General features: G+C 44.6%; 21 protein-coding genes and 1 tRNA gene. 18 read left to right on the top strand and 4 right to left on the bottom strand.

Features of this window, described 5'->3' with window-relative positions; all coding sequences use genetic code 11:
• Positions 1–277 precede the first annotated feature (277 nt).
• From ACED59_RS22535 to ruvX, 7 genes are all read left to right on the top strand, one after another.
• Positions 278–1075 carry a DUF2189 domain-containing protein gene (locus tag ACED59_RS22535; RefSeq protein ID WP_009847692.1) on the top strand — a complete coding sequence of 266 codons (798 nt, stop codon included), beginning with the start codon at positions 278–280 and terminating at the stop codon, positions 1073–1075.
• A gap of 78 nt (positions 1076–1153) precedes the next feature.
• Positions 1154–1654 carry a SprT family zinc-dependent metalloprotease gene (locus ACED59_RS22530; RefSeq protein WP_017097525.1) on the top strand — a complete coding sequence of 167 codons (501 nt, stop codon included), beginning with the start codon at positions 1154–1156 and terminating at the stop codon, positions 1652–1654.
• A gap of 97 nt (positions 1655–1751) precedes the next feature.
• Positions 1752–2483 carry an endonuclease gene (locus tag ACED59_RS22525; protein WP_017097524.1) on the top strand — a complete coding sequence of 244 codons (732 nt, stop codon included), beginning with the start codon at positions 1752–1754 and terminating at the stop codon, positions 2481–2483.
• Between the two features lie 159 nt (positions 2484–2642).
• A complete protein-coding gene (gene rsmE / locus ACED59_RS22520; RefSeq protein ID WP_017091302.1) occupies positions 2643–3374 on the top strand; it encodes a 16S rRNA (uracil(1498)-N(3))-methyltransferase in 732 nt (243 codons plus the stop codon).
• A gap of 9 nt (positions 3375–3383) precedes the next feature.
• A complete protein-coding gene (gshB, locus tag ACED59_RS22515) occupies positions 3384–4334 on the top strand; it encodes a glutathione synthase (protein ID WP_004735482.1) in 951 nt (316 codons plus the stop codon).
• Positions 4335–4450: 116 nt separating this feature from the next.
• Positions 4451–5014 carry a YqgE/AlgH family protein gene (locus tag ACED59_RS22510; RefSeq protein WP_371705137.1) on the top strand — a complete coding sequence of 188 codons (564 nt, stop codon included), beginning with the start codon at positions 4451–4453 and terminating at the stop codon, positions 5012–5014.
• Between the two features lie 74 nt (positions 5015–5088).
• Entirely contained in the window at positions 5089–5511 is a 423-nt protein-coding gene (ruvX, locus tag ACED59_RS22505) for a Holliday junction resolvase RuvX (RefSeq protein ID WP_009847698.1), read from the top strand.
• A gap of 348 nt (positions 5512–5859) precedes the next feature.
• Here the strand turns inward: ruvX and ACED59_RS22500 are convergent, their stop codons facing one another.
• On the bottom strand, positions 5860–6969 hold the full coding sequence (locus ACED59_RS22500; protein ID WP_029222974.1) for a PilT/PilU family type 4a pilus ATPase: 1110 nt from the start codon (positions 6967–6969) through the stop codon (positions 5860–5862).
• Positions 6970–6983: 14 nt separating this feature from the next.
• Positions 6984–8021 (bottom strand): type IV pilus twitching motility protein PilT, encoded by a 1038-nt coding sequence (locus ACED59_RS22495; RefSeq protein WP_012604833.1) that lies wholly within the window; start codon positions 8019–8021, stop codon positions 6984–6986.
• Between the two features lie 26 nt (positions 8022–8047).
• On the opposite strand from ACED59_RS22495, the gene ACED59_RS22490 reads away from it, so the two are divergent.
• From ACED59_RS22490 to hemW, 7 genes are all read left to right on the top strand, one after another.
• Entirely contained in the window at positions 8048–8764 is a 717-nt protein-coding gene (locus tag ACED59_RS22490; protein ID WP_017097521.1) for a YggS family pyridoxal phosphate-dependent enzyme, read from the top strand.
• A gap of 63 nt (positions 8765–8827) precedes the next feature.
• On the top strand, positions 8828–9646 hold the full coding sequence (proC, locus tag ACED59_RS22485; protein ID WP_017097520.1) for a pyrroline-5-carboxylate reductase: 819 nt from the start codon (positions 8828–8830) through the stop codon (positions 9644–9646).
• Positions 9647–9722: 76 nt separating this feature from the next.
• Positions 9723–10280, top strand: a complete 558-nt coding sequence (locus ACED59_RS22480) for a YggT family protein (protein ID WP_012604836.1) — start codon at positions 9723–9725, stop codon at positions 10278–10280.
• A 29-nt stretch (positions 10281–10309) separates the two neighbouring features.
• Positions 10310–10600 (top strand): DUF167 family protein YggU, encoded by a 291-nt coding sequence (yggU, locus tag ACED59_RS22475; protein WP_016798773.1) that lies wholly within the window; start codon positions 10310–10312, stop codon positions 10598–10600.
• 28 nt (positions 10601–10628) lie between these two features.
• The gene (locus tag ACED59_RS22470; RefSeq protein ID WP_017097519.1) at positions 10629–11060 is read left to right on the top strand and encodes a DUF4426 domain-containing protein; all 432 of its coding nucleotides are present in this window, start codon (positions 10629–10631) and stop codon (positions 11058–11060) included.
• 48 nt (positions 11061–11108) lie between these two features.
• Positions 11109–11708 carry an XTP/dITP diphosphatase gene (locus tag ACED59_RS22465; protein ID WP_017097518.1) on the top strand — a complete coding sequence of 200 codons (600 nt, stop codon included), beginning with the start codon at positions 11109–11111 and terminating at the stop codon, positions 11706–11708.
• Positions 11708–12895, top strand: a complete 1188-nt coding sequence (hemW, locus tag ACED59_RS22460) for a radical SAM family heme chaperone HemW (RefSeq protein ID WP_017097517.1) — start codon at positions 11708–11710, stop codon at positions 12893–12895. The genes ACED59_RS22465 and hemW overlap by 1 nt, the downstream gene beginning before the upstream one ends.
• 83 nt (positions 12896–12978) lie before the next feature.
• On the opposite strand, the gene glsB is transcribed toward hemW, so the two are convergent.
• Both glsB and trmB read right to left on the bottom strand, forming a co-directional pair.
• Positions 12979–13899 (bottom strand): glutaminase B, encoded by a 921-nt coding sequence (gene glsB / locus ACED59_RS22455; protein ID WP_017097516.1) that lies wholly within the window; start codon positions 13897–13899, stop codon positions 12979–12981.
• Positions 13900–14086: 187 nt separating this feature from the next.
• Positions 14087–14806, bottom strand: coding sequence for a tRNA (guanosine(46)-N7)-methyltransferase TrmB (gene trmB / locus ACED59_RS22450; RefSeq protein ID WP_029222028.1), 720 nt, complete (start codon positions 14804–14806; stop codon positions 14087–14089).
• 165 nt (positions 14807–14971) lie between these two features.
• Between trmB and mutY the strand changes: the two genes are divergently transcribed.
• From mutY to ACED59_RS22430, 4 genes are all read left to right on the top strand, one after another.
• A complete protein-coding gene (gene mutY, locus ACED59_RS22445) occupies positions 14972–16030 on the top strand; it encodes an A/G-specific adenine glycosylase (RefSeq protein WP_017097515.1) in 1059 nt (352 codons plus the stop codon).
• A 28-nt stretch (positions 16031–16058) separates the two neighbouring features.
• Entirely contained in the window at positions 16059–16331 is a 273-nt protein-coding gene (locus ACED59_RS22440; RefSeq protein ID WP_010435637.1) for an oxidative damage protection protein, read from the top strand.
• Between the two features lie 69 nt (positions 16332–16400).
• Complete coding sequence (gene mltC, locus ACED59_RS22435) at positions 16401–17534, top strand: membrane-bound lytic murein transglycosylase MltC (protein ID WP_017097514.1); 1134 nt, start codon at positions 16401–16403, stop codon at positions 17532–17534.
• A 103-nt stretch (positions 17535–17637) separates the two neighbouring features.
• Positions 17638–17713 (top strand) — tRNA-Phe (locus tag ACED59_RS22430).
• Positions 17714–17828 lie beyond the last annotated feature (115 nt).

Raw genomic sequence — 17828 nt, 5'->3', positions numbered from 1 at the left:
CTACTTCCCCCTCGCCGCGATTAAAACGCTTTTATCTCGAACAAAATTTAACCACAAAAGGTCAACACGCCCTAATAACAGCCTGTCAAAAGTTGATATTTGCCGCTTCACGGTCAATAGTTAAAATAATGTTAACGAACAAATCAAGATCAGACTTTGTTTCGTGAACTATTTAGCTGATGCGCGCTTACATCAAAGACGTCGCCAAGTCGGGCATCGAGTTTCGTTCGCTGCAATTTAACTGCAGCGCAGGTAGAAAACCGATCAAGGAGGATCTATGCCTCGTACATTGAATACACAAGACTTCGACGATAAACAAAAAGAAATCAAAGACTCAGAATACGCTCGTACAATACCATGTAATCAGGTGAGCATTTCAGCGCCCTTTCATTGGTTGTCGCTTGCTCTGCACGACTTAGTGAGAATGCCATTAATCAGCGCATTTTACGGTTTGTGCTTTATGGGTGCGGCCATCGCCATTGTTCAACTTGTCCAATGGCAAGGAACACATTTAGTCGTTATGCCAAGCTTGATTGTGTACATGCTAATAGGGCCGTTTCTTGCCCTAGGCTTATATGACGCAGCCTGGGAAAGAGAAAAGGGGCACAACGCTAGCCTACTGCACTCGATGAAAGCCATCACACGCAACTCAACCCACCAATGGGCGTTTGCGATTGTATTAATGGTTGCGATGATATTCTGGATGCGTATCGCTGCATTATTGCACGCACTTTACCCTTCAGTACAAGGGGCACCATTGACCGAATTTGCTCCCTTCTTAATTACAGGGTCTGTAATTGGTTTTGTTATCGCTAGCCTGATATTTAGTATCTCAGCATTTTCAATTCCACTAATGATGGAGAGACGTGTAGATGTAATGAGTGCGATTTTTACTAGCTTCAACGCTGTTAAATCAAACATCCCTGCGATGGTCGTTTGGGCTGGTATCATTGGTACTGGTATCTTAGTCGGCTTCGCGACCTACGGTGTGGGGATGATTGTAACGATGCCATTACTTGGTTACGGAACATGGCATGCTTACCACGAAGTCATCAAAAAGAAACATCACGTTTAAATCGTTTCACGATCGATGAGCAATGTTATGATGAGGCCTTAGCTTAAACGCTGAGGCTTTTTTTGGAGTTAACAACGCTTGTCTTACACCCCGCAACAACATCGAGTAAATAAAAAACTGGGCGAATGCCTAGCTATCGCTAATCAACATTTTTCTCGTGAATTTCCATGCCCAACTGTCACTTACAAGTTAAGAGGAAAGGCAGCGGGAAAAGCCTACCTCCAGTTAAACGAGATAAAACTCAACCAAGTGCTATTCAGCGAAAATGAAGACGCCTTTATTAACGAAGTCGTGCCTCATGAACTCGCGCATCTGATCACACATCAGGTCTTCGGACGAGTTAGGCCTCACGGCAATGAGTGGAAATACGTGATGGAAAAGGTATTCAATGTACCGGCCAAAACGACCCACAGCTTGGAAATCACCTCAGTGCAGGGCAAAACTTTTGAGTATCGCTGTGATTGCACCACTTATCCCCTATCGATAAGACGACACAACAAAGTCATCCGCAACCAATCAACGTATCGTTGCCAACAATGCCAGCAAACCTTAGCTTTTACCGGCCTTCAATTGAGCTAAGTCTTAAGCTCACAAGGTAACGCGAATAAATGTAATAGAGAGAACTAACATTTGAGTGCTAGACTGTTGTTTATCATACTTTCATCAGTCTTTCTCTATGCAAAAAAACACTCCAAAAGTATTTGGCCTATCGGTTTCCTTTTACCTATCAATAGTATTTGGCCTACTGGTAACCCAAAGCGTTTTCGCCGCTCCACCAAGCTCCTTCTCCAAAGCAAAAAAAGAAGCTGTGAAGATTTATCTCGATCACCCGACTTCATTTTATTGTGGTTGTGACATCACTTGGAAAGACAAAAAGAAAGGTATCCCCGACCTCGACGGCTGTGGTTATCAAGTCAGAAAACAGCAAAAACGCGCTTCCCGTATTGAGTGGGAACACGTAGTTCCAGCTTGGCAATTTGGCCACCAGCGTCAGTGCTGGCAAGATGGCGGACGTAAAAACTGTACTCGCAATGACAAAATATTCAAATCGATGGAAGCCGATCTTCATAATCTGACTCCGACCATTGGCGAGGTTAACGGTGATCGCTCTAATTACAACTTCAGCCAGTGGAATGGAATGGATGGCGTTAGCTATGGTCAATGTGAAATGCAGGTCAACTTCAAGCAGCGCAAAGTGATGCCGCCAGACCGAGCAAAAGGCTCTATCGCGCGAACTTATCTTTACATGAGTCAAGAGTATGGCTTCAAGCTCTCTAAGCAGCAGACTAACCTGATGATGGCGTGGAACAAGCAATTCCCTGTCGATAAGTGGGAATGTACGCGTGATGAGCGAATCTATGCGATCCAAGGTAATCACAACCCGTTTGTTTTTCCTGCTTGTAAATAACACGACTCAGGCAACCAACATCTCCAATTGCCTCCATCTCAAACAAGAGTTTCAGAATTGCCCCTGAAACTCTTGCGCTACCCTTGTTTTTTCAACTAAAAGCATCCATGTTAGGCAGAGACAAAATACCCAAATGAACATATTTATAGGTTTACCAGCATGAGAATCCCTCGCATCCATCACCCAGAACGCATTCATCAGTTAGGTTCACTCGCTTTAGACGAAGATGCCGCGGGTCATGTTGGTCGAGTCCTTCGTATGAAAGAAGGTCAAGATGTTCTTCTATTTGATGGCAGTGGCGCTGAATTCCCTGCGACAATTGCTGAAGTATCAAAAAAGAACGTCACAGTTAATGTTACTGAACGTATCGAGCGCAGCAGCGAATCTCCGTTAGACTTACATTTAGGCCAAGTGATTTCACGTGGCGACAAAATGGAATTCACGATTCAGAAATCGGTTGAGCTTGGTGTGAACACCATTACCCCTCTTATTTCAGAGCGCTGTGGCGTTAAGCTTGATACTAAACGCTTCGAGAAAAAGCTCGCACAGTGGCAAAAGATTGCTATCGCAGCATGTGAACAATCTGGCCGTAATACGGTTCCAGTTATTCGCCCAATCATGCAACTTGAAGAGTGGTGCAGCGAACCGAGCGAAGCGTTAAAACTAAACCTGCATCCTCGTGCAAAATACTCAATCAATACCCTTCCAGAGCCGATCAGTAAGGTGCGCCTATTGATCGGTCCTGAAGGTGGACTGTCAGCTGAAGAAATCGGTATGACAGAACAATACAAATTTGAAGAGACGCTACTTGGCCCACGTGTACTTCGTACCGAGACAGCAGCTCTAACCGCAATTACTGCCTTACAAGTCCGTTTTGGCGATCTAGGCTAGGAGAAAAAAATGATCAAACTTGGCATCGTAATGGATCCAATTTCATCCATTAACATCAAAAAAGACTCTAGCTTTGCCATGATGCTTGAAGCTCAGCGTCGTGGTTACGAAATCCATTACATGGAAATGGATGATCTACATTTAGATCAAGGCGTAGCCATTGCTGACACTAAGGTTGTTGAACTAAAAGAAGATCCAAACGGTTGGTACGAGTTCAAATCAGAACAGACTATCGCGCTATCCGATTTAGATGCGGTACTAATGCGTAAAGATCCTCCGTTTGATACTGAGTACATCTACGCAACTTACATTCTTGAGCGTGCTGAAGAGAACGGCGCACTGATCGTCAACAAACCACAAAGCCTACGTGACTGTAACGAGAAGCTATTCACGGCTTGGTTCCCTGAACTGACACCAACCACCATCGTGACTCGTAAAGCTGAAAAAATTAAAGCGTTCCGAGAAGAGCACGGTGACGTGATTCTAAAACCACTTGATGGTATGGGCGGCGCGTCTATCTTCCGAGTGAAGGAAGGCGACCCTAACGTATCAGTGATCATTGAAACACTGACTAACCATGGTCAAAACTACGCAATGGCACAAACCTTTGTTCCAGACATCAGCAATGGTGATAAGCGTATTCTTGTGGTTGACGGTGAACCAATGCCTTACTGCCTAGCGCGTATTCCTGCGAAAGGGGAAACTCGAGGTAACCTTGCTGCTGGCGGTACAGGTGAAGCTCGCCCGCTGAGTGAAACAGACTGGGCTATCGCAAGAGCAGTTGCACCGGCATTAAAAGAGAAAGGTTTAATCTTTGTAGGACTTGATGTTATCGGTGACAAGCTAACTGAGATTAACGTAACGAGCCCAACTTGTATCCGTGAAATTGAAGCTGCTTTTGATATTTCTGTTACGGGTAAATTAATGGATGCAATCGAGCGTCGCGTTAACGCTAAATAGCCTAAACTTAAGAAAGTCTTAGCTATTCGAAAACACAAAAATATCTAGGCAAAGAACAATGAGCGGCTTTACGCCGCTCTTTTTCCTTTACTGGGAACACACTGGCAGGAGGCTCTATGAATTTAACGAACCACTTTCTGGTCGCTATGCCCGGAATGAAAGACCCATACTTTCAAAATTCGGTGATCTATCTTTGTGAGCACAATGACGAAGGTGCGATGGGTTTGATGATCAACGCTCCTATCGATGTCACTGTTGGCAGTATGCTTAAGCAAGTTGAGGTTGATTCTGAACAGCCGAAACCCAACCAAGCAAGCCTTGATAAGCCAGTACTTAATGGTGGGCCAGTTGCAGAAGACCGTGGGTTTATTTTGCACAAACCCAAAGGCAGTTATCAATCCAGCATCAACATGACGGATCAAATCTCGGTAACAACCTCGAAAGATATTCTGATGGTCTTAGAGACTGAAGATGAACCGAACAATTATCTGGTTGCACTTGGTTATTCTGGGTGGGAGCCTGGCCAGTTGGAGATAGAACTGACCGAGAACTCATGGCTAACCGTTGAAGCCGATCCAAAGGTCATCTTTGACACACCGATCTCGGACCGCTGGAAAGTTGCGGTACAAATGTTAGGTATTAATGCCGCTCAGCTTTCAGCAGACGCAGGCCACGCCTAAACCAACCCAGCTCAGCTCAGCTCAGCTCAGCTCAATAAAGTAAACACTCAAACACAGATTAATTTGGAAGCCCCATGTCACGAACAATTATGGCATTTGACTACGGTACAAAAAGTATCGGCAGTGCGATTGGACAAGAAATCACAGGCACAGCAAGCCCCCTGAAAGCCTTTAAAGCCAAAGATGGCATCCCAAACTGGGACGATATCGAGAAGCAAATTAAGGAGTGGCAACCGAATCTGATTGTGGTTGGCCTTCCTACCGACCTTCATGGTAAAGATCTAGCAGCTATTACACCCAGAGCGAAGAAATTCGCTAACCGTCTTAAAGGACGCTTTGGTGTGGATGTTGAACTGCATGATGAAAGACTTTCTACGACAGAAGCAAGGGCCGACCTTTTTGAAATGGGCGGCTATAAAGCGCTAAGTAAAGGTAACGTCGATAATCAATCAGCCGTTGTAATTCTAGAGAGCTGGTTTGAAGCACAATATGGCTAAGTTATTTATTTAGCAAACTCGAGCAAGCTTATGATCCCTTGCCATTTTAACTGCGTAATGGAGGAGCGATAAAGGAAAAGAACTTGGGAGTTCATATGAAAATTTTTCTAGCAATATTCATAGCGTTATCTATAACGGCATGCAGCTCAATGGGAAGCGGTTCCGCGGGTTACGACGGTCAACAGTACCCGTCAAAAATCAAATTAGAAAAGGAGCGCGGTTACTCATATGATAACCATCGCTCCAACATGCACTCATCTAACATGCACTCATCTAACATGCATTAAGTTATAAACGAATAAAACCCGCCACAGAAGCGGGTTTTGTGTTTATCAACAAAGCCGTGACTTAGCCCATATCAATCTTAACGCCAGCCAACGCACCAGTTCCGTAGTCATCATCGCCACGTTTGGTCTTGAGCATTAAACGCAAGTCATTGGCAGAATCTGCACTATGGAATGCATCATCCTCGCTAATCTTGTCCGCAACCACTAAATCATACAAAGCTTGGTCAAAAGTCTGCATACCAATCTCTTTCGATTTGGCCATGGTAGCTTTTAACTCATGCAACTCACCACGACGAATCAAGTCAGATATCCGAGGGCTATTCAGCAGAATTTCGAAGACACCATGACGACCATTGCCATTTTTATCGCGTATTAACTGCTGAGCGACCACACCACGCAGATTCATCGACAGATCAAACAGGAACTGTTCTTTCTGCTCTTTCGGCACCAAGTGAAGAATACGCTCTAGCGCCTGGTTAGCGTTATTGGCATGCAGGGTTGCCATACACAAGTGACCCGTTTCAGCAAAGGTCATCGCGTATTCCATGGTTTCACGACTACGGATTTCGCCAATCAAAATCATATCAGGGGCTTGGCGTAACGAGTTTTTAAGCGCGACTTCATAGCTTTCGGTGTCGAGTCCAACCTCTCGTTGAGTCACGATGCACTTTTTATGTTCGTGTACGAATTCAATCGGGTCTTCAACCGTCAAGATATGACCTGAACGATTGGTATTGCGATAGCCTGTCATCGCAGCCATCGAGGTCGATTTACCAGAGCCAGTCGCACCAACCACCAGCACAAGCCCGCGCTTAGCGATTGAAAGGTCTTGTAGTACGTCAGGAAGCTTTAATTGCTCAAAGGTAGGGATGTTAGTCTCGATGCGACGAATTACTGCTCCTGGCAGCTCTCGCTGAAAGAACGCACTGACACGAAAACGACCAAAATTACGCACGATAGCAAAATTAGCCTCACGCGTTTGCTTGTATTCATCTCGTCGATCTTGATCCATCATCGCATCAAGTAATTGAGCAACCTGAGCCGCATTCAGCTTCTCTCCTTGGGGGCGTAATTCACCATCCACACGAAAAAGGATTGGCGCATCGACAGTGATATAAAGATCCGACGCCTTTTGAGAGAGCATCCCTTCAAGAATTTGATTCAATTCCATTTTGTTCACCTTGATTAAAACATTGAGGTTTCAATTTCGATCTTTTTCTCGACCTCTTCCGAGTCAACCAAGCCTTGTGCCATCAGTTGTTTCGCGTTTTGCTCCATGGTCTGCATACCATGTGCCGCGCCCGTTTGAATAATCGAGTACATCTGCGCGACTTTATCTTCACGAATCAAGTTTCTGATTGCAGGTGTCGCCATCATGATTTCATGACAAGCGACACGACCACCACCGACACGCTTTAATAGTTTCTGGGCAATCACCGAACGTAACGATTCAGACAGCATCGAACGAACCATATCTTTGTCGCTACCCGGGAATACATCGATAATACGGTCTACGGTTTTTGCTGCAGAGCTAGTATGCAAAGTACCAAAAACTAGGTGACCAGTTTCTGCGGCCGTTAACGCTAAGCTGATCGTCTCTTGGTCACGAAGCTCACCTACAAGAATTACGTCCGGGTCTTCACGTAACGCACTGCGTAGCGCCGCTTTAAAGCTGTGCGTATCACGATGAACTTCACGCTGGTTAACCAGACATTTATTATTGGTGTGAACGAATTCAATTGGGTCTTCAATGGTCAAAATGTGTTTGTTGTGATTACGGTTTACATAATCAACCATCGCCGCCAAAGTTGTCGATTTACCAGACCCCGTAGGGCCAGTCACCAGCACTAAGCCTTTTTCATAATTGGCAATTTTTTCAAAAATATCAGGTGCGCCCAACTGCTCTAACGTTGGGATTTCTACAGGGATGGTTCGAAAGACCGCTGCGCACCCACGGGCTTGGTTAAAAGCATTAACACGGAATCGGCCAACATTGGGTAATTCAAAAGAGAAGTCGACTTCCAATTTTTCCTCAAACTCACCGCGCTGTGAGTCGTCCATGATCTCAAAAACTAAACGATGCACATCAGCATGACTCAAAGCTGGGATTCCAAGCTTCCTTACTTCACCATCTATACGTACCATTGGAGATACACCCGCAGAAAGATGTAGATCTGACGCGTTATGCTTTACACTAAAATCTAGTAACTCAGTGATATCCATTTATTTTCCCTTAAGTAAAGTCAGCTATGAGTAGTATTCAACAAAATATCGAACAAATCACCTCACAGATTCGTAGTGCTGAACAAAAGTGCGGACGAGCTCCAGACTCCGTGCAACTTTTAGCCGTCAGTAAAACTAAACCTATTGATGCGATTCTAGAAGCCGCACTCGGAGGTCAAGTTGCCTTTGGTGAAAACTATGTTCAAGAAGGTGTCGATAAAGTAAAACACTTTTCAGAACAACATTCTAACCTAAATTTAGAATGGCATTTTATTGGCCCAATCCAATCTAATAAAACTCGCCCTATTGCGGAAAGCTTCCAATGGGTGCATTCCGTTGATCGCGATAAGATCGCACAAAGGCTTCATGATCAGCGACCAAACGAGCTTCCACCTCTACAAGTGCTCATTCAAGTGAACACCAGTGGTGAAGATTCAAAATCAGGAACGTCAGAAGAAACAGTTTTTGCGCTCGCGGAGTTGATTTCGTCGCTCCCTAACCTCACTTTAAGAGGATTGATGTCGATTCCTGCAAACGTATCTGACTATCAATCTCAGCTTAATGCATTTTCTCAACTGGCAGAGCTTAAAGACAAGCTAGCCGCGAAGTATCCAAACATTGATACCCTTTCGATGGGGATGAGTGGTGATATGGATGCAGCAGTTGGGGCTGGTAGCACAATGGTTCGTATTGGAACGGCTATTTTCGGTGCTCGTGATTACGCGAATAACCGTAGTAAGTAACCAAGTACAAGTATTGATACCGCTTCGCCTTATCCGCGCAGCGACACGCTCAGGATTTTATATATGGAACATAAGAACATCGCCTTTATTGGGGCGGGAAATATGGTTCGCTCAATTGTAGCGGGCTTAGTGGCGAGTGGTTACCCAGCGCAAAAGATTACTGCAACAGCGCCTTCAGACACCAGAAGGCTGCCGTTAGAGCAAGAATACGGCATCAATACCACCAGCGATAACCTTGCCGCGGCAGAGCAAGCAGACGTTGTTGTATTATCAGTGAAACCACAAATGATGGCTGATGTATGTAAACCCTTACAAAGCATCGACTTTAGCAACAAACTGGTTATCTCAATTGCAGCGGGTATTAATGCGAATCGACTCAATGAGATGTTAAACTGCCAACTGAACCTTGTACGTGTTATGCCAAACACGCCATCACTGCTTGGTAAGGGGATGAGCGGCCTTTATGCTGATTCAACGGTCAGCCAAGATGATAAAGACTTTGCTTCTCAGCTAATGCAAGCCGTAGGTGAAGTAAGCTGGGTTGAACAAGAGTCTGGTATCAACAACATCATTGCGGCGGCGGGCAGTGCTCCGGCTTACTTCTTCTTGTTTATGGAAGCGATGCAAGCTGAAGCAATTAACCAAGGTTTTGACCAAGAAACCGCTCGTAAATTAGTGCAGCAATCTGCATTAGGCGCGGCAGAGATGGTAGTAGCAAATCCAAATACTGAATTATCTACACTGCGTGAGCAAGTGACTTCAAAAGGCGGAACGACCGCAGAAGCACTGCGCACGTTTAACGACCATCAACTTTCAGATATCGTAGCAAAAGCCATGCAAGCGGCGGTTGCTCGAGCTGAAGAGATGGAAAAACTGTTTTAATACTAATTACAGTAAAAAAGCATTGTGTCGTTCAGGCTATACCTAAACGGCAAGTAAATCCGAAAAAGGAAACAATATGAACTCGATGAGCTTTCTGATCTCGACCGTTTTTGATCTTTACATCATGGTTGTGATCTTGCGTATCTGGCTACAAGCATCACGTGCAGATTTCTACAACCCATTCTCACAATTTATCGTAAAAGCGACACAACCGGTTGTTGCACCACTACGCCGAGTAATTCCATCAATCGGCAGCCTTGATCTTGCGACGGTTGTTTTCGCTTATGTGCTATGTGTACTTAAGTTCGTCGCTCTAAACCTGATTATCTCTGGCGGTGCGGCTGTATTTGACATCAGCTTCCTGATCTTTGGAGCGCTATCTCTGCTTAAAGCGGCTGGTGGTTTGATCTTCTGGGTTCTGCTAATCCGTGCAATCCTGAGCTGGGTTAGCCAAGGTCGTAGCCCAATTGAATACGTGTTCCATCAACTGACTGAACCAATGCTGGCTCCAATTCGTCGTATTCTTCCAGCAATGGGCGGTTTTGATTTAAGCGTACTGGTACTGTTTATTGTTCTGCAATTCGCGAACTTCTTAATGGGTGACCTAATTGGCCCGATTTGGTATCAGCTATAATTCAAGTACGAACATCAGGTACTTTGACGATGCCAAAAGCAGTTTGGGCCGAAGAAGAAGATATTCTTCTTAGGCTCTATATCCAACCCAAAGCAAGCCGAGACAAGATTGTCGGCTTGCACGGAGAGGAACTGAAAATTGCCATTACTGCACCACCGGTTGATGGCAAAGCAAATGCTCACTTAGCGAAATACCTTGCGAAACAATTTAAGGTCGCGAAAGGGCAAATTAAGATAGAAAAGGGAGAGCTCGGTCGGCATAAGCAAGTTCGAATATGCTCACCAAGCCAGATCCCAACTGAAGTCAAAGCCATCCTATGATGGCTTTTTGCTATTTATTGGAGTCATTATGCGTCTATGGATAACAGCACTACTCACCGCTCTGATTGCCCTACCAAGTTCGGCAGGGCAGTTTAAAAGTATCAAGGATGTCGAGGTTCATTATTCGGCTTTCAATTCCACGTTTTTAACTGCGCAGGTCGCTAAGCAATATAAGCTGAAACGAAACGGATACTCAGCGATTCTAAACATCAGCGTGCTAGACAACGCTTCTCTAGGCAAGCCTGCAACAACGGCTAAAATTACGGGAACAGCTCGAAACCTAGTAGGTAACACTCGCACGCTTAACTTCCGTGAAATAAAGGAAGGTGATGCAATTTATTACCTTACTGAGTTCCCTATCACTCACGAAGAGAACATCACTTTTAATATCGATGTTAACGCCGGTTTGAAAGGCACTGGACCACTGCGTTTCACACAAAAATTCTATATAGAAGAGTAGCTTCAAAGCTCACATTTCTAGTCATTAACTTATTAGAGCCACATCCCCATGAGTAAGATTGTTTTAGCAACAGGCAACCAAGGCAAAGTTCGCGAGATGGCAGATATTCTGTCTGAGTTTGGTTTCGACGTTGTCGCGCAAAGTGAATTTAACGTTTCAGAAGTCGCAGAAACAGGAACGACTTTCATTGAAAATGCCATCATCAAAGCTCGCCACGCTGCGAAAGAGACGGGGCTACCAGCCATTGCTGACGATTCTGGCTTAGAAGTTGATTACCTTAATGGTGCACCCGGTATCTACTCAGCACGTTACTCAGGTGAAGGGGCGACTGATAAGCAAAACATCGAAAAGCTGTTAGATGCAATGCAAGGTGTTGATGTTGAAAATCGTACCGCTCGTTTTCACTGTGTATTGGTGCTAATGCGTCACGAGAATGATCCGACTCCATTAGTATGTCACGGTAAATGGGAAGGTCGCATTCTGACTGAAGAACACGGTGAGAATGGCTTTGGCTACGATCCTGTATTCTTTGTACCAGAAGATAACTGCGCCTCAGCAGAACTTGAATCGTCACGTAAGAAGCAACTGTCACACCGTGGTAAAGCCCTCGCGTCATTATTCAAGACTCTCAAGGAGCAAGCTCTGTAATGCACAATGCAGCGCTAATACCACCCGCACTCAGCCTCTATGTCCACATTCCATGGTGTGTACAAAAGTGTCCGTATTGTGATTTTAACTCTCACGCTCTCAAAGCCGAGATTCCTGAAAAAGAGTACATCGATGCTCTGCTTGAGGATCTCGATACCGATATCGAAAAATACCAACTCAATGGCGCACCTCGCCCATTGCATTCGATCTTTATTGGTGGCGGCACGCCGAGTCTATTTTCTCCAGAAGGAATAGGTCGATTGCTGCAAGGCATTGAACAACGCATTCCGTTCAAACCTGAAATAGAAATCACCATGGAAGCTAATCCGGGAACTATCGAAGCTGAGCGTTTTGCTGGTTACCAAAAAGCAGGCATAACTCGAATCTCGGTGGGTGTGCAAAGTTTTGAACAAGAGAAACTGGAAAGGCTTGGGCGTATTCACGGTCAAGACGAAGCGGTTAACGCAGCTCATTTAGCACATAAAATCGGACTAAATAGCTTCAACCTAGATCTAATGCACGGCTTACCCGATCAAAGCATTGATCAGGCCTTAGCTGATTTGGACAGAGCGATCGAGCTTAACCCTCCGCATTTATCTTGGTATCAGCTAACAATAGAACCTAACACCATGTTCTATTACAAAACGCCAAAGCTGCCTGACGATGATGACCTTTGGGATATTTTCGACTTAGGCCATAAGAAGCTCGCAGACGCAGGTTATGTACAGTACGAAATTTCAGGCTACAGCAAGCCGGGATATCAGTGTCAGCATAATCTCAACTACTGGCGCTTTGGTGACTACCTAGGTATTGGCTGTGGCTCTCATGGCAAGCTGAGTTTTGCAGATGGACGTATTGTTCGCACCACTAAGGTTAAACACCCTAGAGGTTACCTAGCCGCGTATCAGAATCTGGTGAAGCCCTATCTGTCGGATGAACTTGAAGTCCCTAATGAGGACCGCCCTTTTGAGTTCTTCATGAACCGCTTCAGGCTAATGGAAGCGTGTCCAAAGCAGGATTTCATTGATACTACGGGGCTTGGTTTTGACTCTATTCAAGAAACTATTGAATGGGCAAAAGAGCTAGGCTACTTGAATGAAACCAACAGCCATTGGCAGATCACTGAAAAAGGAAAACTCTTCTTAAACGATTTGCTTGAAGCCTTTATGGCAGAAGAAGACGAATAGTTCGAACGCTAGAGTACAAAAAGCCTCTCATCACGAGAGGCTTTTTTTGTCGAGCTTAGAACTTAGAACTTAGAACTTAGAACTTAGAAAATAGAGCGACCAATACGCTCAGAGAGCAATTCTAAAGCCTGAGTTCCCGCCAGTGAATTACCCGACGCGTCTAGTTCCGGAGACCACACCGCGATCGTCATTTCGCCAGGAACAATCGCAATAATCCCGCCACCGACACCAGACTTTCCTGGCATACCAACACGATAAGCAAACTCTCCCGCCCCATCGTACAAACCACATGTCGCAAGCAGAGCATTCAACTGCTTAGTTTGAACAGGCGTAATGATCTCTTTCTTGGTCTGAACAGACACACCTTTGTTTGCCAAATAGCTAAAGGTCTTCGCCAAATCCACACAGGTCATTTTAAGCGCACAAGCATGAAAGTAATTGTTGAGTACGGGAATAACATCGTTCTCAAAATTACCAAATGAACGCATCAAGTAAGCGATAGCAGCATTACGATCGCTGTGCATCATCTCAGAAGCCGCCACAACCTTGTCATACACGATATGTGTATCACCTGATAGCTGACGGACAAATTCTAATAAACGGTGTCTTGGTGCTGATAGACGGCTTTGTAATAAGTCAGCAACGACAATCGCGCCAGCATTAATAAACGGGTTACGAGGGATGCCGTGTTCCATCTCAAGCTGAATCATCGAGTTAAAGGCTTGTCCTGAAGGCTCCTTTCCAACGCGTTGCCAAATTTCTTCCGGCTTATACAGCACCATTGCTAGCGTTAGGCTTAGAGCTTTCGAAATTGATTGCACGGAAAAGGCTTCATCAGCATCGCCAGCTTGAATAACTTCACCTTCATTGGTGTATACCGCAATCGCCAATTTCTGGTTCGATACACGAGCCAATGCAGGAATATAATCAGCGACCTTTCCCTGACCAATTAAAGGGCGAACTTCATCTAAAATCTCGTCCAAAATAGCTTGAGTTGGTTTCATGTGTGCTTACTTCTTTATTGTTATTTTTGTAGGGGGTACGACATTACTTTCTGTCCTTAAACCTTTATCGCAATAAAAGCCTAAGGACAAAAAAGCCAACACTACAATAATGTTGGCTTTTATCAATCCCATAAAGTGTAGGGTTTAATCCTAACTCGGATTCACCTTCACTTAATTTGATTCAGAATTACTTAGTACGCTTGAACTTAATGTCCCAAACACCATGACCTAAACGGTGGCCACGAGCTTCAAACTTAGTCAGTGGACGCTCATCCGGACGAGGAATGTAATCACCATCTTCAGCGATATTCTTGAAGCCTGGAGCTACGTTCATCACTTCAATCATATGTTCTGCGTAGTTTTCCCAGTCTGTTGCCATGTGGAAAATACCAGTATCAAGTTGCAGCTTACCGCGAACCATCTCTGCAAACTCAGCCTTAACGATACGACGTTTGTGGTGACGAGCTTTATGCCATGGGTCAGGGAAGAACAGTTGCAATGTATGCAGGCTGCTGTCTGGGATCATGTGTTCAAATACTTCTACTGCATCGTGACACATTACGCGCAGGTTAGTTACGCCAGCATCGCGAGCTGTACCTAAACACGCACCAACACCTGGGCTGTGAACTTCAATACCTAAGAAGTTTTTCTCAGGCGCATTCTTTGCCATTTCAACCAGTGATGCACCCATACCGAAGCCAATTTCTAGTACAACAGGGTTGTCGTTGCCAAACACTTCTTTCCAATTAAGAAGTTCTGGGTTGTAGTCGATACCCATTGTTGGCCAACATTCGTTCATCGCGTTTTCTTGGCCTTTTGTTAAGCGGCCTTCGCGGCGAACAAAACTACGGATCTTACGAACCAGTTTGCCGTCTTCAGTATATTCGTTAGTGGTCACTTCACTCATTGATTTTTGCCTGCACATTGATTAATCAAAGCGGGGATTATCCAAAGAATTGCCTCCGGTGCAAGTCTTTCCGTGGATAAATTCCCACACAATTTGTCTGTTTTACATCCAACCGTAAGTGTGGTGCAATTTCACTCCTAATAATAGCAAAGCATAGAGCATGTCGTGACTCCTTTCGCAACCGCCATATTAAAGTGGTATGACGCCTTTGGGCGCAAAGAATTACCTTGGCAACAAAACAAAACTGCCTACACCGTTTGGCTATCTGAAATCATGCTTCAGCAGACTCAAGTGGCCACGGTGATTCCATACTACCAGCGCTTTTTAGAACGCTTTCCAACAGTTATTGACCTAGCGAACGCCGAACAAGATGAGGTGCTGCACTTATGGACAGGGCTTGGCTATTACGCGCGAGCTCGTAACTTACATAAGGCTGCCAAGATTGTTACCGAGCAATACGGTGGTGAATTTCCGCTTTCTATCGAAGAAATGAACGCGCTACCGGGTATTGGGCGCTCTACTGCCGCTGCAGTGTTGTCCTCTGTGCATAAACTCCCTCATGCGATTCTTGATGGCAACGTCAAACGCACCTTAGCGAGAAGCTTTGCAGTAGAAGGTTGGCCGGGGCAAAAGAAAGTCGAGAACCAGCTTTGGGAACACGCAGAAGCACACACTCCCAATCAAGATGTTGATAAGTACAATCAAGCCATGATGGACATGGGTGCGATGGTTTGTACTCGTAGCAAGCCCAAATGTACGTTATGCCCGATTGAAAGCATGTGTGAAGCTAAGAAGCTCGATAAGCAGCTCGATTTCCCTGGCAAGAAGCCTAAGAAAGAAAAGCCGATAAAAGAAACATGGTTTGTGATTCTGTACCACAACAATCAAGTATGGCTCGAACAACGCCCTCAATCTGGTATCTGGGGAGGACTATTCTGTTTCCCTCAGAATGAAAACGCAGAGATCGAACATCAGTTAGACCTTCGTTCGATCAAAGACAATGAAACCGATTCGATCAAGACCATGATTGCGTTTCGACATACTTTCAGCCACTACCACTTAGATATCACGCCTGTATTAGTAAAACTAGATAAACAACCAGATTTGATAATGGAAGGGACTAAAGGTCTCTGGTATAACTTATCAAAACCGGAAGAAATTGGCCTAGCCGCTCCTGTAAAGCAGCTTATTGAGAGCCTACCCTTTGAACTGAACGACGTTTGAATCAACGAACGCGATAAGAGGAACCACTATGAGCCGCACTGTATTTTGTGCTCGCCTTCAAAAAGATGCTGAAGGCCTAGATTTTCAACTTTACCCGGGTGACCTAGGTAAGCGTATCTTTGACAACGTATCTAAAGAAGCTTGGGGACAATGGCAAAGTAAGCAAACTATGCTTATCAATGAAAAGAAGCTGAACATGATGGATCCTGAGCATCGTAAACTTCTTGAAACTGAGATGGTTAACTTCCTTTTCGAAGGTAAAGATGTCGTTATTGATGGCTATACCCCGCCTAGCGAATAAGACATTTATTTAAATAAATTTTAATGACATCATGGTTTACGCCGCGATGTCATTTTTGTATGAGGAACTATGAAAAAGCTAAGTTACTTCCTAACAGCCATGTTGTTAACAGGGTGCAGTCGTGAATTTGTCGAAAGCATTTATGATGTTAACTACGAACCAACCAACCGGTTTGTAAGTAATTTGGCAGAACTACCAGGGCAATTTGAAAAAGATACTGGGGCGTTGGATGCTTTGATTAGTAGCTTTTCAGGCAATATCCAAAAGCGCTGGGGCAGCAGTGAAGTAAAGATGGCAGGTAAGAGTAACTATGTGAAATACATAGACAATTATCTAAGCCGTTCAGAAGTTAACTTCAGTCAAGGTATCATAACGGTAGAAACCATCTCCTTAACAGATCCTAAAAAGCACCTCAAAAATGCGATCATGACGACGCTCCTGACACCCGATGATCCAGCTCATGTCGATCTATTTTCGTCCAAAAGCATAAAGCTAGAAGGTCAACCTTTCCTCTACAACCAAGTCGTAGACCAAGAGAAAAAGCCCATCCAATGGACATGGCGTGCTAACAAATTCGCAGATTACCTGATCGCCAATAACCTAAAAACCAAAGAGGTAGACTTTAAAAAAGCCTACTACGTCGAAATCCCAATGGTGGCAGATCATGCGAGCAAACGTAGTTATAAGTATGCCGACATAGTACAACGAGCATCTCAACGCTATGACATCCCTGAAGACTTGATCTATGCAATCATCAAGACAGAAAGCAGCTTCAATCCTTACGCAGTGAGCTGGGCAAATGCTTATGGTCTTATGCAGGTGGTACCTAAAACCGCTGGCCGAGATGTCTTTAAGCTCGTTAAAAAGAAACCTGGAGAACCAAGTCCTGAGTACTTATTCAATCCAGAAAACAACATTGATGCAGGCACCGCATACTTTTACATCCTTAAAAATCGTTATTTAAAAGACGTAAAACACCCAACCACGCTTGAGTACAGTATGATCTCTGCATACAACGGCGGCACTGGTGGCGTGCTCAATACTTTTAGTAAGGATAGAAAGCGAGCAATGCGTGACTTAAATTCACTGCAACCGAGTCAAGCTTACTGGGCACTAACAAAGAAACATCCCAATAAAGAGTCGCGCCGATACTTAGAGAAAGTAACAAAATTCAAGAAAGATTTTAACCAAGGTAAAACGTAAGCCTCACTTTTGAATAAAAAAACAACTAACGAACGTTTTTTTTAGTTATTTTCAAAAAAGGTGTTGACGGTTATGCAGAAAATCCGTTTAATAGCGCTCCGTTGCCCGGATAGCTCAGTCGGTAGAGCAGAGGATTGAAAATCCTCGTGTCGGTGGTTCGATTCCGCCTCCGGGCACCACAATTTGATTTGTTGGTGTCAACACTCTTTAACAGGGAGTAGCAACACGGACAAAAGCATAAAGAATTTAGTGTGCCGACTTAGCTCAGTAGGTAGAGCAACTGACTTGTAATCA

The sequence above is a fragment of the Vibrio sp. FF266 genome, from assembly GCF_041439695.1.
GTDB classification, from domain to species: domain Bacteria; phylum Pseudomonadota; class Gammaproteobacteria; order Enterobacterales; family Vibrionaceae; genus Vibrio; species Vibrio tasmaniensis_A.
Note: the sequence above shows the minus strand (reverse complement) of the source record. Positions and strands in the feature narration are given on the sequence as shown.